Below are 14,628 nucleotides of genomic sequence, written 5' to 3' on the forward strand. Positions count from 1 at the left end.
GCTCAGCGCTCCCTCGGGGTGAGCTCCGTCAGCACCAGCAGGCTGTCGGGCTCCGCGTGCGGCGCCAGCCGCGCGTAGGGGTTCTGTTCGGTGGGGAAGCCGGTGAAGCGCAGCGAATTGGACTCGCCCCACGACGGGTTGGGGAACAGGGGGATGGCGGGCGCCAGCGCGGAGAAGCGCTTCTGCACCGCGGACATCAGCGCGTGCTGCTCCTCCGGGGTGCCGGCGCGCTCGAAGCGCACGAGCAGCTCATCCGCCTCCGCGTCCCCCAGGCGGTGCCAGTTGGCCGCCGCCACCTCGCCCACCGGGCGCACCGTGCGCGGGGACAGGAGCCACTTGTAGAAGTTGTACGGCGTGGGCCCGTCCAGCGACCAGGAGATGGCCAGCTGGAACTCGCCCTTCTGAAGCCGCGTGAACCACGTGCCGAACTCGTACGTCTTGAGCTGCACGGAGATGCCCAGCTTGCGCAGGTCCCGGTTCACCACCTGCCCGGCCCGCACCCAGTCCGACCACCCGCTCACGACCTCCAGGTCCAACGCGAAGGGCTTGCCGTCCGGCAGGCGCCGCAGGCCGTCCGCGCCGCGCAGGATTCCCGCTTCGTCCAGGAGCCGGTTCGCCTCCGCCAGGTCGTAGCGCGTCCACGCGTCCTTCGCGACCTCCGCATCCTTCCAGCCGGTGTACGCGTCGTTGAGGGCGGTGGCGTCCGCGGGGCGGGTGTAGCCGTACATGGCCACCTCCACCAGCCGGTCGCGGTCCAACGCCATGCTCAGCGCCTTGCGCACGCGCACGTCGTCCAGCGGGGGGCGCGTGGTGTTGGGGTACAGGAAGACGGTGCTGCCGTAGAGCGGAAACCAGCGGTTGTGGTGCGCGGGGTCTCTTGCGACGAAGGTGCGGTCCACCGCCGGGACGAAGTTGCCGGCCCAGTCCACCTCCCCTTCCACGAGCGCCATGTTGGCCTGGTCGTTGGTGGGGAACGCCAGGAAGCGCAGCGCGGAGACCGCGGGCTTGCCGGGCATCCAGTAGTGCGGGTTGCGGCCCAGCTCATAGACCTGGTTGCGGAACAGCGTCACCTGCGTGAAGGGCCCGGTGGCCACCGGCTCCGGGTTGGTGAACGTCACCGGATCCGCGATGTGCTCCCAGATGTGGCGGGGCACGACGATCTGGTGCGCGATGTCGGAGAAGCCCGGCAGGTACACGCGCGAGAAGCTGAAGGCCACGGTGCGCGGCCCTTCCACCTTCACGTCGGTGATGAAGCGCCACACGCCGCCGGCATCCAGCGCCGGGTGCTTCTTCAGGAGGTTGAAGGTGAAGGCGACGTCCTCGGCGGTGAAGGGCTTGCCGTCGGACCAGAGGACGTTCTCGCGCAGCGTGAAGCGCAGCGTCTTCTGGTCCTCCGTCCACGCGTGCTGGGTGGCCAGCCACGGCACCCACTTGCCCTGCGCGGAGCTGAAGATCTGCATGCACTCGTAGACGCCGGCCCGGGTGGGCCAGCGCGCACCAGCGCCCGCGAACAACGGGTTGAAGTTGCGCACCCACGCGCTCTGCTGCTCCACGGAGACGAAGAGCACGCCGGGCGGACGCGGGCGGGGCTCCGAGGAGCACGCCAGCAACAGCACCAGCGGCAGGAACACGCGGGCGAACTTCACGGCGTCGGCCTCGAGTAGACGCGCACGTAGTCCACCTTCATCGTCTGCGGGAACACCGTGGAGGAGTCCGGAGGCCCCACGAACGAGCCGCCCACCGCGACGTTGAGGATGATGAAGAACGGATGGTCGTAGACCCACTTCCGGCCGCTGGGCAGGTTGTCCGGCGTGGCTTCGAAGTAGACGGTCTCGTCCAGCATGAAGCGGACGCGCTCGGGTTCAATCTCCACCGCGTACACGTGGAAGTCCGTCTGGAGCACGCCGCCGCCGACGGCGTGCTCGCGGCCGATGTTCTGCCCGCCGGAGTAGCCCGGCCCGTGCAGCGAGCTGCGCACGATGGAGGGGATCTGCCCCCGGTGCTCCATGATGTCGATCTCACCGCACTCGGGCCAGCCGACCTGATCCACGTCCGCGCCCAGCATCCAGAACGCCGGCCAGATGCCCCGGCCCGCGGGCAGCATGATGCGGGCCTCGATGCGGCCGTAGGTGTGCGTGAAGCGGCCCTTCGTGGACAGGCGCGCGGAGGTGTAGTCGTTGCCCTGGAAGCGCTCCTTGCGGGCGGTGATGGCCAGGTGGCCCTCGCCGTCCAGGGACGCGTTCTGCGCGCGGTTGGTGTTGTATTCGAACTGTCCGTTGCCCCACCCGTCCCCGCCCACCTCCGGGCGCCAGCGCTCGCTCGCGGGCAGCGAGCCCGCGGGGCCGTCGAATTCGTCCTGCCAGACGAGCTCCCAGCCGGTGTCCGGAGCCACCGTGTCCGGCTTCGGCGTCTCCGGCTTGTTGACGACCCCGGCGGCGGGATCACAGGACATCAGGCCCAGGCCGGACACGGCCAGGGCGACAAGGACACGACGCGACGTCATGCGGACCTCCCGACGTTCTGCGTGGGAAAGAGGGAGCGGTCCCGCAGGGCCGCCTGAAGCACCAGGGTGGCCGCGCCCACGGCGATGGCCCGCTCCCCCAGCGCCGACGTGACGATGCGCGTCTCCGCCATGGACACCGACAGCGCGCGCTGACGCACCGACGCGCGCAAGGGGTCGAGCAGCATCTCGCCCACCGACGAAATCTCTCCGCCGAGCACCACGATGGCGGGGTTCAACAGGTTCAGCAGGCCGCCCACCGCGATGCCCAGGTACGCGCCCATGCCGTCGATGATCTGCTTCGCGGCGGCGTCGCCCGCGCGGGCGCCCTCCACCAGGTCGCGCACCGTGGGGCCCTTGCGGCCCCGCGTGCCCATCAGCTCGCGCGCGCGCTCGGTGAGCGCCGTGGAGCCGATGAGGGTGACGAGGCAGCCGCGCAGACCGCACACGCAGAGCGGCCCGTTGGAGTCCACCGCGATGTGCCCGATTTCGCCGGCCGTTCCGCCCGCGCCCCGGTACACGTCGCCGTGGATGATGTGGCCGGCACCGATACCGGTGGCCAGCTTGATGTACGTCAGGTCCTCGCCCCCGGAGCCCGCGCCCCAGAAGCACTCCGACAGCGCGCCGAGGTTCGCGTCGTTGTCCACGAACACCGGCATGTCGAAGGCCGTTTCGAACCACTCCTGCACGTCCACGTTCTTCCAGGCGGGCAGGATGAGGGGCGACATCTTCCCGGGCGACGCCGGGTGCACGGGGCTGGGCACCGCCACCCCCATGCCGACCACGGAGCGCCGGGGAACGCGTTCGGCGTCCAGGCACTCCTGCACCAGCTCCTTCGCCTTCTGCAGCGACCCTTCCGGATCGCCGCGGACCGCGTGGCTCGCCTTGCTCTGCGTGCGCACGCGGCCTCGGAGGTCCGTGAGGACGACCGTGACGTGGGAGGCGCCCAGTTCGACGCCCACCAGGCTGAAGGCCTCGTCACAGAAGCCGATGAGCGTGGGACGGCGGCCCCCTCGGGAGACCCCGGCGCCAATACTGCGCACCAGGCCCGCATGCTCCAGGTCCGCGACGATGGCGGAGACGGTCGACGGACTGAGCTCCGTGCGCCGGGCGATCTCCGCCCGGGAGATCTGACGCTCGCGCCAGATCATGTTCAGCAACAGGCCGCTGTTCTGCGCGCGCATGCCCGCCGCATCGACCGTCAGTACCGCCATTCCCGCTTTCATCGTCCGCTCACGTTCTGTGTCTGGGTTCGCGCGTCACGCGCGGTGGGACGTCAGTGCCACTGGATGTCGTCGAGGAAGAACACGAGTGGATTGACTTCCAGTCCGCCCGCCGCCCAGCCGAAGCCACCGCCGACATTGCCGTAATTGACGATGCCGATGTCAATCGTGTACCGCGTGGGCACCGCGTTCAGGGTCAGGTCCCCGGTCTCGATCTTGAACTTGTCCTTGGTCGTGGTGCCGTTGCCCACGAAGAAGCCGACAGCCTCTCCGCCCTTCTCACCCCAGGCGTAGAAGGACACCGACGTCGCACCCTTCGGAACAGCGAAGCCTTCCTCGCCGCCCCAGTTGCCCGCCGGGAAGTGCCAGTAGACACCCGCCCAGTTGTCCCCACCCACTTTGGTCGCGGTGAACTTGTGGCAGTTGCCCAGGCCCGTGCCCGGTCGAGGCGAGGCACAGACGGCATCGTCCACGATGCCACCCTGAATCGAGCCGTTGCCCATGTAGCCGCTGGCACCCCAGTTGCCGTCCACAGCCAGGGGGAACGCCGACTGAGGACCCGCGTCCGTCGTCGTGCCGGCATCCGTCTCCGTGCCCGCGTCGGTGGTGGTGCCCGCATCGGTGGTCGTGCCCGCGTCGGTGGTCGTGCCGGCGTCGGTGTTCGTGCCCGCGTCCGTCCCCGTGCCCGCGTCCGTGTTCGTGCCCGCGTCCACCTTGGTGCCCGCGTCGGACTGGGGCGTCGGGTTGTCCGTTTCCTCGGGGTCACATGCGCCAATGAGCCCCGCGACCGCGAAAACTCCGGCAGCCGCCCACGTCCACGCGAAACGCTTGTTGCGATTCATGCGATCCCCTCCTGGTTGTCTTGCTGGGATGACTTCGTTCTTACGGCGAAGAAATCAGTCGTTGTTGGAAGTCGCCGCTCGTGTGCTGCGATGCGTTACGTCCGCCGCCGTGCGTCAGAGGAGAACCCCTTCCCCTGTCACCCTGGGCTCCTGCTGCATGGAGCCATCCCGCGTCCCCGCCCATCGCGAACACAGCCGAGTTCGTTCGATGGTCGAAGAAATACCAGCCCCGTTCACTGATTTGCAAGCGCGCGACGAAGCCGCACGCCCGGTAAACCGGGTAGGCGCGCCTGCCGCGCTGCGGCGTGGTGCATGCGGATCGTGCGGCAGGGGCCTGGAGCTGTGCGACCGCGCTGTCGCGGCAGGCAATACGCTCCGGCAACTCGCTGTCTTATACGGTCGCGTGAACGAAAAGCTCTTGACGGTTCGTCCAACACGCGGACCCGATCGTCGCGCCGACATGAATCGCCCGACCGGAATCGGCTCGGAGGCGAAGCGCTCCAGCGGCATCTGGCTCCTGCCCGCCTTGCCGAGAAGATCGGTCAAGGCGGGCACACGCTGACTTCATCACTCCCAGGCAGGGCCGACCGACAAGTGACCACCGCCTCCGCAGTTAAAGATCATCCGCGAAACACTTGGGTCATCAAGGGCGCATCAAGGCAGAAGCGTGCCCAGGTCGCTCCTCCAGACAAGGTACCCTCGAGTTCCATCCTGCCCCTCGACATGAAGGCACCATGTTTCCTTGGTGTAGTGGTCGTCCAAGATGCGGACCTGTTGCTGCGGCATGACCCGCCCGACGATGTCCCCAGGGTTCAAGTTGCCATAACGGTCGCAACTCTCCTTCGACTGAAGCAGTGGAGTTTCCACCGAGACCCGCAGATGCCTGAGCTTCTTCTCATCGGTGCACCCCAGGAATATCAAAACGATTCCGGCAAGCAGACGCTTCAATCGAACCTCACTGTAGAAACTTGAACGCCGGCCCCCAGGGTGCTGTCGATCCAGTTGGGGGAACACTCGCAGGGTAGTGATTGTTGCCCGACATCATCCCACCAAGAATGAGCGTTGTTGCATAATCAAACGGCGAGGTCGAATGCCCGGAGAGCGCCCAGCCAGTGGCGGCCCCCAGCGCTTCCTGACTGGGATGCGTGCAGTTCTTTGAAAGAAAATTGTAGTCCTTGGGACCATTGGCCTTTCCGAACGCAACAAGCGACGCCTCGAAGTCTGCTTCTTGTTGAGGGGTCAGGGGGAGGACCACGCCCGTTCCATTCCTGAACCCATTTTTCCCGAGATAGTCAGAAAATGCATTGACAGTCATTCCTCCGGGTCCCCAGGAGTAGGAGGTTCCATTGACGCGAGTGGAAACATGTCCAAAAGAAGAGGCTCCCCAGCCCGCCGCACTCCAGAAGATGACTTCCGCATCCAATCCCGTGCTGTCAGAAAAAAACACAGGGTTGTTCAGTGCATAGGCATAAGCCGGCCGAATATTGGGGCCTGTCGCAAGAAGCCGCTCAGGCTGCAAGTACCTGCCAATGCTCGGATCGTAGTATCGGTTCCAATTTTCGAAGAGATCTGTTTCGGCGTCGTAATAGTGCCCTGCGAAGCGCAGCGGGGTCCAGAAGGGCTGGGCCCCCGTCTGGTAGCGCTGGTACTCGTACCCCTCCAGGGCAGCACCGGTGGAGGTGTTGGGCCCGGAGCTGTCAGCTGCTCCCGCGCTGATGTTCACGCCGATTCCGTCCGCAGACAGCGGGAACCACGGTGTCACCACTCGGCCCATTTCCTGCTCCGAATAGGTCGCCAACACGTTCCAGGGAAAACCACTGCTCAGGACCGTGATCTCATCGTCTTCATCATGGAGGTCGATGAACTGGAACCGCGCCCGAGCACGCACCTGGACGTTGCTGTTCTCCGCAGGCTGCGTGAAGCCAGAGAAGGATTCACCGTCCTCATCCGGGTAGGGCATCGCGGAGCTGTCCGTCGTGGCTCGCCGGTTGACATGGCCGAACGGCTGGTAGTCCGCCGCCCCAGCCACCAGACCTTCGCCGTTCAACATCAGCACGGGCTTGCCTACGTGGTCCGTCACGGGGAAATAGACGCCGCACGCGGCAGCCTCTCCGTCGCGCCGACAGTCTGCGGTCGTATCCGACTCCCGCTCATCCAAGGTCGCGTCCAGCTTGCCCCGGAGGATCACCAGGGGTCGGCCCCCCAGCCAGACGTAGTCGTCAACCACCCGGAAGCTGCCCTGGTAGATCTCGTTCCATCCCTGATCCACCAAGAGTTCGTTGCCAATGCCATGGAAGAATTCATCCCGCTGATTGAACGGGTTGACCTTCGCGCGTCGCCGTCCCAGGGCGTCGTAGTAGTAGTTGTACGTCGCGCCGTTGACCTGCACGGCACGGAAGACGGACTCGCGCGCGGACCCCTGCCCGTCCGCGGCATTGAAGGGCGCGTAGCGCAGGTCCAGGACGTTCGCCGGACTGCCCGTGGAATTGGAATAGTGACCGGACTCCTTGCCCACCACCCGTCCATCCGCGTCGTAGGCGTAGGCCACGTCCTTGAACTGGCCATACGGAGGGGTCACCGACAACAAACGATCCGCCAGTGCTCCCGTACCGTAGACAAGGGTATCCGCCAGACTACCCGACCACTGGCTGAAGGCCGTGCGATTGCCACGCCGATCATAGCCAAACGTCTGGCTGCTGAAGGCCCCGCCTGTCGCATCATCGTTTCCCGAGGGCCGTGTCGCGGACGTCAGTCGCAGCGTCGGGTCGTAGTTGTAGATCTCCGTCCGGGGGGTCGTCGCCCCCAGCAGACACGTGTCGGTGCGTACGACCTGATCCGCCTTCCACGTGTACGTGCGCTTGTAGATGTCACCGTTATTGTTGCTGCTCCCCGGCAAGAACTCGTCTCGGACCACGCGAAGAGAACGCAGCCGCCCCGTCAGGTCCGAGTTCGCAGCTGACGGGAAGACCACGGAGCAGTTGGACGGAGCCAGTGTTCCATCGTCCCCCATGGCGTACTCCACCGACGCCGGACGGGACTGGAGGGGCAGCGGATTGATCTGATAGCCCCGCAGTCCGCCAAGGGGCTCCCAGAGAATCTTGCTCACCAACCGACGCGTCTCCGTTCCAGTGCTCGTGAACAGGGTAACGTCGATGGCGGACACCCGATGGGCGTTCGCATGGGTCCCATAGACATAGGAGACGGTGCGGCCATAGGGATATTGAATGTCTGTCAGCCGGCCCTCATAGTCATACGTGTAGCGCGTCTCAAGCGCTGGAGTGCAGCCATAGGCCGACGGGCGCTGACGCGACTCCGATTCCACCCGCCCAGCCACGTCATAGTGGTACCAGGTGCGCCCGAACGAGTCGTCCCGGTAGAGCAGCCGGCCTTCCGAGTGCGTCACGGAACTGCCGCAGTACGCCGGTATCGCGGCCTCCTGGTCGTACCCCAGCTGGAAGAGGGTTTCGTTGACAGGTTGGGTGCCACCACTCCGGCGCTTCGCGCTCTTCATGCGGCTCAGGATGTCGTGGCTGTACTCCAGCCATTCGCCACCCTGCCGCATGGCCTCCGTCTGCTTCACGAGCAGGTTTCCCCGCGCGTCGTACGACTGGCGCAGAGGCCCGGTGGCATGGGGCAGCTGCACCTGCACGAGGTTGCCAAAGTCATCGTACTGATAGGAGCCAGGCAAGCCGCAATTCTCCGTCAGAATGTCACAGCCCGTCCGAACAGTCTTTACGTTCCCCTGAGCATCATAGACCAGGACGGAGTGCTGCTGGATGCCCCCAGGCAGGAACTCGGACACGCTCTTGAGGCGGTCCGCGGTGTCGTAGCCCATCGAGGAACAGAGGGAGGACAGGGACGCATCCGGGTTGCGACAGAAATCAGGCGCATCATTGAATGGCAGACCCGTCGCCTTGAGATTGTTGTTGGCATCGAAGGCGCGAACCGAGGCGAAGCTGCCCATCCCGCCCCCCTGTCGGGTGTAGGTGGGTCGTGACTGGGGATCCTGATGATGGGTCACCCGCGTCCGGGCTTCTTCCACGCCATTGCGACGGGCGCGTGTCTCCTCCGTTTTCAGTGCTCCGCCCGGCCAGTAGGTCTTGAGCGACTTCTCGCTCCAGTCAATGCCATGCTCGTCATCAGCCAGGGCGACCCACTGGAGCTGGTTGGTCTTCTGGCCCCCCTGACACCCCACACCCGCGGCGGTGCCGGTCCGGTAACAATAGACAACCCAGATACCACTGGGAATCTGAGCAGCGCGAAGTTGCGCTCCATCGTAGCGAAGCGTCGTCGTCTGGCCGCCTTCGTTGGTCGAACTCACCACGCGCCCGCCCTGGTATTCCACCGTGACGATGCCGCCCTGGGGTGTGGTGATCCTGGTCGCGGAACCGCGCGCGTCGTAATCGCCGTACTCGGTGATGAGCGGCCCCCAGGCACACGTGTTGGATTCGCCCTGATGATAGGTATAGCGCGAAGCCTTCCACAGACGTCCCGCGTTGTTGCTGCGCTCGGTGGAGGGGGGCCCGTAGTAGTGATACTGCGTGATGGGATAGTCGGATCCCCCGCACTCCGTTGCTTCAGGGCCCGTCACGAGGCAGGGACCACGAACCTCCTTCAAGACCGTGCCTCCCGTGTCGGAGTCTCCCGAGCACCGATGGTGGTTGTAATAGAAGATGCCCACGTGTCGGGCCACCGGGCTCGTCCACGTGCCGGTCGCGTCGTCAAACGTCTGGGTGAATCCAGAACGAATGACGGACTTCGGGAACCGGGTCGCGGCATCATAGGTGGTACGGGTAATGGCCTGCCCTCCAGCCTGGAGGACGGAGGCGATGGTTTCGGTGGTGGAGGTCACCGGCTTCCAGGGGCTGGCGATCGTCCCCGGAGGAAAGCTGGCGAGGACATGGGTTGTCGTTACGCCTGGGATGCCGCCATTGCCCTGGAAGTCCTGGCCATAGACGCGTGACTCCTGCACCACGGGGCTGACGGTCCCCGGAACGGAACCCGTGCCTGCGGGGGCAAAGGACCTCTGGGTGACGTCGTAGCGTGCCAACTTGTTCCGGACGGAGCTCATGTACAGCGAGCCGTCGGCCGGCGTCTCGTATTCATAATTGATGTCCCCGGCGGCGAAGCTCACGCAATTGCCTGACAGGCAGGTGTCCTGGACGGAACTCAGGATGGCGTACGGGGCATAGAGCGTGCTGCGGGTGAAGAACTTGCGGCGGTACTGCACCGTCGTGCCGGCGGAGTCGCCGGAAGTCGCTGTCGTGGGCTCGGCTGAAGGAGGCACACAGTTCGGACCGCCGCCCATGGAGGACGGCCCATCGCAGTTGCCGGAACCCGCGCTCATGGCCATGGCCGAGCTCGTTCCACTGGACACCGTGGCGACCTTGCCCCCCTGATACTGATGCCCCCCGACGGGGGCTTGGTTGACAGAGACATTCCACGCCGTGGACGCCGCTGTCGTCGCCGTGGTGTCCTCGTAGGAGACGCTGTCCCCGGTTTCCGGAAAATCAACCCTGGAGAGAAGACCGGCCGCCTCGAAGCTGAGACCGGGCGCAAGAGGGTAGTGGTAGACCGCGATCGCTGTCTCCGCTGCGCTGAGAACAGGGTTGGCGGAGTTCGGATTCTTGCGCAGGTACAGCGTGTCCAGGACGCACTCCGTTCCTGGAACAGTGCCCGGGCGGGTATTCACGGCCCGGTAGGACAGACGCAGCCGGGCCCCCTCTTCCGTCGTCACCGTTGAAAGGTAGGGAACGCCATTGTACAGGCTGCTCTCACCCGGGCAGACGAACGCCTGGCCGTTCTGATTGAAGGGAGGGGGCGTCGCGTATGCCAGCGTGAGGCGGACGCGCGGAGTCCCTGCCAGGCGATCTTCCTCGATACGGGTCAGGAAATGGCGCCGCACCACGCCATTGGCCATCCACCTGGAGCTATAGACGTAACGGCCTTCGCCCGGTTTGACGAGCACGAAAGAACCATCAGCGGCCTTGAAGAGGCTGGCATTGGACCAGCGACTGTTCGTGCGGGGCGTGGCAAAGCAACCCGAGCCGGTGTCCTGGCAGGCCGCGAACTCAAGCACTTCCCCTTCTGTATCTCGCACGGCCCAGGTGCTGGCGCCCGGAACGGCCCCCTGGACGTAGACGAAGCTGTAGAGGGTGTGCCACCAACGTAGGGAGCTCTGGCGGGTCGGGCTGGAGCCAAAAGGCTTGGCGATATAGGGCTCCGTGCTGTTGCCCAACATCGACTGGTAGGACCAGAAGTTGTCGGTGGAGACGTATTTGCGCACGAAGTTCAGGCCGCCTTGCTCACCATGAATCCCCAGATCCGCGACGGTATGGCGCGTGGTGAAGTCCTTCAGGTTCACGCGGGGGGAAGACATGGATGAGACACCGGCGCCCGCAACCGTGGCGACGCTGCCCTCACAGACGTCAGGCTCGGGTTCCGGATCTTCCTTCGCGCCCTCCGCACCATCTCCTTTTCCCGTCCCCCCACCCGCGCCACCGCCCCCCCGGCCTGGGACATACGAGCCTGGACGCTGCCCAGGGGGTGGGTTTGTCAGGGTGAGGCCAGGCAGGGGAGCGCTGACGCCGCCACAGCGAATGGGATTGGAGTCGTCCCACGACCCACAGTCGTCATCAGCGACACTGGCGCTGGGCCCACCACCCGGCGAGCCAAAACCGCCCTGAGCATGGGCGCACACGGGACCGACCGCGCAATAGGTGCCACTGAAGGTCCTCGCTCCCGTGAGGCCATCAATCTGCGGTTTGATCCCCGCGCAGGTGTTGCCACATGCGTTGCTGTCCTCGCACGAGGTGCCGCCGGGCGCGCATTGGAAGTTCCGCGTGGGTCCCGTGGCGCAGTGCATGGCCTCCGCGATGTAGCCCGTCTCACTGCAGGGCTTGCTCGACACACAGCACTGAAAGTTGCCTCCGGCCTGAGTGCTGCCGGAGAGGCCGAACGTCGGGGCCTTCAAGCAGCCGTTCGGACCACTGCAGGAACTCTGCGAGTCATTGGATCCCAGGCAGTAGCCGACATTCAGCCCATCGCCACAGCCGCATGTCCAGCGCGTGTAGCCAAACCCCGGCCGTTGTTCGCAGTAGTCGAACGTGGAACTGCCCGCGCAACCCTCGTCCACGGCACCATCGCGGTCGTCGTCACATTGGTTTCCACAGACGTCCAAGGACTGGGACACAGGGGGCTGGCAGGGGCCGAGGTTCTCCCCGTCCACGCACACTCTCGTTCCGCCCGCGCCGCACGTGGAGCAGGCCTGGGGCTGGTTGTGGGCAATGCAATCGCCCCAGTCACCGGTGCCTCCGGGAGGGGCGGAACACTGTTTGAAACCGCCACAGCCACCGCTCATGTCGCAACTGGTGGTCGCCCCGAAGGAGCAGGTGGAGGCGGCCTCCACCGCGCCAAAGGGCGCCAGCAGGAGGACACACAACAAGACTCGGACAAACAATGGCATCACCGTCTCCGACGGGTAGGAAGCTGCAAGATTGATAGGGATGCGAAGCTCAGCCTCGCGGCGATGCTGCGGCGGCCGTCCACTGCGCGGGAGGAATGCAGACCCGGGCCTGGGCACCCGGGTGCACGCGGGTGCATTTCCACTGCGCAGGGCACTCCGATTCCGCGGCGCACTTCTGGCTGCAGAAATAGCCCTCATCGGGCGAAGCACCCGTGTGCAGACAGAGGCCGGACTTGCACTCGGAGTCACCGTGGTCGGTACAGGCCTCACCCACCGCCCTGTTCGCGTCCCGCGACAGGGTCGTGCGGTGCTCGCCCAGGACCGGGGAAGGCGATCCCACCGCGACAACAGGCTCCGGCGACTCCGTGGAGCAGGCCAGCACGCCGGCCAGAAGCCCTCCACACAGCCAAAGTGAGAGGGATTTCCTACGCCCCAAAGCAATCAAGTCGCCGCCCATGTCGATGAAGGATGAGGGCGCAAGCATTTGCAGTGTCCCCCAGTGAACACCGCGACATAGAATGGACGATGCTCCAATGTCAAGGCCATGGCCTGACACGCAGAGGCCCAGACGGGTGCACGCCCGGTCCCAATCAATCCCAGACATGTGTCAGTGCAGCGGAGGTCCGCCGATGATCTGGTGGACCATGGCGAGGAGCTGATCGATGTCGAAGGGCTTGGGCAGGAAGCCCGCGCACGGCAGGTGCTGCCAGAACTCCGGCGGGCTGGCGCTCATCATCACCACCGGCACGTCGCGCAGGACCGGGTCGCGCAGCATGGCCTCCAGCACGCCGGGGCCGTTGAGCAGCGGCATCATGTAGTCCAGCAGCACCATCGCCGGACGCTCGCGGGCCATCCGCTCCAGGGCCTCACGTCCGTTGAGGGCCGTGGCGGTGCGGTAGCCCTCGTCCGACAACAGGTCGCGGACGGCCTCCACGATGCCGAACTCGTCGTCGACGATGAGGACGGGCCCCATGGTCAGGTCCCTCGGCGCTTGCGGACGTTGCGGCGCGGCTTCGGGAGGGGTGCCTTGGCCGCGGCACGCTTGCGGACGTTGCGGCGCGGCTTGGGAGGCGGGGTCGGCTCCGGGGCGCGCGTACGCGCGAGGCCCGTCATCAACATCTGGCCTTCCGCGAAGGGCTGCCCCACCCGGAGCCCCTTGCCCGTGATGTGCAGCTCGCGCAGCGAAGGATCGTAGCCGCTGTTGCGCACCTTCAGCACCGCGACGAAGCGGCGCAGCTCGGAGTGCAGCTCCGCCAGGCGCAGGAACAGGATGTTCTCCGCCACCATGGAGATGCCCTTGAGCGGGAAGCGCACCTCCGGACCGAAGGCGGTGGTGGACTCGGCGGTGTAGACCAGCGTCACCTCGCGCACCCGGCACTCGTTGACGAGCGCCGCCAGGAAGCGCGCCACCCGGGCACTGCGGGTCGAGGCGCGGCGCAGCGCCTCGTAGCCATCCAGGAAGATGCGGCGCACCCGTCCACTGCGGATGGTGGTCAGCAGCTCGGTGCCCAGCTTATCGAGGATGTTCTCCGTGGGCGGCCGGAAGCTCACCTCCAGGTCACCCCGCTCCATCAGCGGCTGCAGGTGCAGCCCCACGCCCGCCGCCTGGGCGAGCATCCGCTCCGGCGCGTCGTAGAAGGCGAAGTAGTGGCCGCGCTCTCCCTGCCGGGCCCCTTCCGCCAGGAAGCTCAAGCCCAGGAGCGTCTTGCCGCTGCCCGGGGGCCCCAGGAGGATGGTGGTGGAGCCGGCGGGCACGCCACCCAGGAGCATCGTGTCCAGGCCGGGCACGCCAAAAGCGGCGCGCTCGTTCTTCCCAGCGCCGGGCACCAGGTGCCCATCCACCATCGACTCCAGGCGCGGGTAGATGGTGAGCCCGTCCCCGGTGATTTCGAAGCCGTGCTGCCCCATCTTGTACGCGCTGCCCCGGAACTTGCGCACGCTCAGCTCGCGCAGCGTGCGCACCCCGAAGGTGCGCTGCTGGAGCAGCAGCATGCCGTCCACCATGGTGTGTTCGGCGCGCAGGCCCTTCTCGCCTCCGGTGGTGAGCACCAGGGTGGTGCAGCCGATGAGGCCCGTCACGACCTGGAGGCCGTGGATGAATTTCTTGAGCGCCTGGCGCGACGGGGCCAGCTCCTCCGCGGCCAGCAAGCCGTCCAGCACCAGCAGCGAGGCCTTGTGCGCCTTGACCTCCTTGCGCACCAGCGCCGCGAGCGCGTCCAGCCCACCCTGTTCCAGGATGGTGAACGCGCTCAGGTAGCTGATGTTCCCGGGCACGCAGGCCGAATCGAAGAACGACAGCGTCTGGAGGTTGCTCACCAGGTCCGTGTGCGACTCGGCCAGCAGCGTCAGGTACAGCACGCGGCTGCCCTGGGTCGCCTGATGGAAGCAGATCTGGTTGGCGAGGATGGTCTTTCCCGCGCCCGGCAGCCCCAGGACCATGTACATGCGGCCCTTGCGCAGGCCTCCGCAGAGCACCGTGTCCAGACCTGGGATTCCCGTGGCCAGCCGCTGCTCTTCCCGTGGACCCGCCTGCCCCATCACACGCTTCCTTCCTGGGCGCGGCGCGCCGGTCAGGGCCGAAGCTTCCGGTCCTGACGA

The 14,628-nt window shown here is 66.1% G+C and carries 8 protein-coding genes; 1 reads left to right on the forward strand and 7 read right to left on the reverse strand.

What is annotated here, in order from left to right:
• Positions 1–2: 2 nt before the first annotated feature.
• The 5 genes from OV208_RS39450 to OV208_RS39470 form a co-directional block, all read right to left on the reverse strand.
• Positions 3–1,646, reverse strand: coding sequence for an ABC transporter substrate-binding protein (locus tag OV208_RS39450; protein WP_267579135.1), 1,644 nt, complete (start codon positions 1,644–1,646; stop codon positions 3–5).
• A complete protein-coding gene (locus OV208_RS39455; RefSeq protein WP_267579136.1) occupies positions 1,643–2,503 on the reverse strand; it encodes a glycoside hydrolase family 16 protein in 861 nt (286 codons plus the stop codon). The genes OV208_RS39450 and OV208_RS39455 overlap by 4 nt, the downstream gene beginning before the upstream one ends.
• The gene (locus OV208_RS39460; RefSeq protein ID WP_267579137.1) at positions 2,500–3,714 is read right to left on the reverse strand and encodes an ROK family transcriptional regulator; all 1,215 of its coding nucleotides are present in this window, start codon (positions 3,712–3,714) and stop codon (positions 2,500–2,502) included. Before OV208_RS39460 ends, OV208_RS39455 begins: the two co-directional genes overlap by 4 nt.
• A gap of 62 nt (positions 3,715–3,776) precedes the next feature.
• Positions 3,777–4,565 carry a hypothetical protein gene (locus OV208_RS39465; RefSeq protein WP_267579138.1) on the reverse strand — a complete coding sequence of 263 codons (789 nt, stop codon included), beginning with the start codon at positions 4,563–4,565 and terminating at the stop codon, positions 3,777–3,779.
• 955 nt (positions 4,566–5,520) lie between these two features.
• Positions 5,521–10,944 carry an RHS repeat-associated core domain-containing protein gene (locus tag OV208_RS39470; protein ID WP_267579139.1) on the reverse strand — a complete coding sequence of 1,808 codons (5,424 nt, stop codon included), beginning with the start codon at positions 10,942–10,944 and terminating at the stop codon, positions 5,521–5,523.
• Positions 10,945–11,308: 364 nt separating this feature from the next.
• On the opposite strand from OV208_RS39470, the gene OV208_RS39475 reads away from it, so the two are divergent.
• The gene (locus tag OV208_RS39475) at positions 11,309–11,446 is read left to right on the forward strand and encodes a hypothetical protein (protein WP_267579140.1); all 138 of its coding nucleotides are present in this window, start codon (positions 11,309–11,311) and stop codon (positions 11,444–11,446) included.
• 1,191 nt (positions 11,447–12,637) lie between these two features.
• Here the strand turns inward: OV208_RS39475 and OV208_RS39480 are convergent.
• Both OV208_RS39480 and OV208_RS39485 read right to left on the reverse strand, forming a co-directional pair.
• Positions 12,638–13,003: a response regulator gene (locus OV208_RS39480; protein ID WP_267579141.1), complete on the reverse strand. Its 366-nt coding sequence runs from the start codon at positions 13,001–13,003 to the stop codon at positions 12,638–12,640.
• Positions 13,004–13,005: 2 nt separating this feature from the next.
• Positions 13,006–14,568, reverse strand: a complete 1,563-nt coding sequence (locus tag OV208_RS39485; RefSeq protein WP_267579142.1) for an ATPase domain-containing protein — start codon at positions 14,566–14,568, stop codon at positions 13,006–13,008.
• Positions 14,569–14,628: the final 60 nt, after the last annotated feature.

The sequence above is a fragment of the Corallococcus sp. bb12-1 genome, from assembly GCF_026626765.1.
Classification (GTDB): Bacteria; Myxococcota; Myxococcia; order Myxococcales; family Myxococcaceae; genus Corallococcus; species Corallococcus terminator.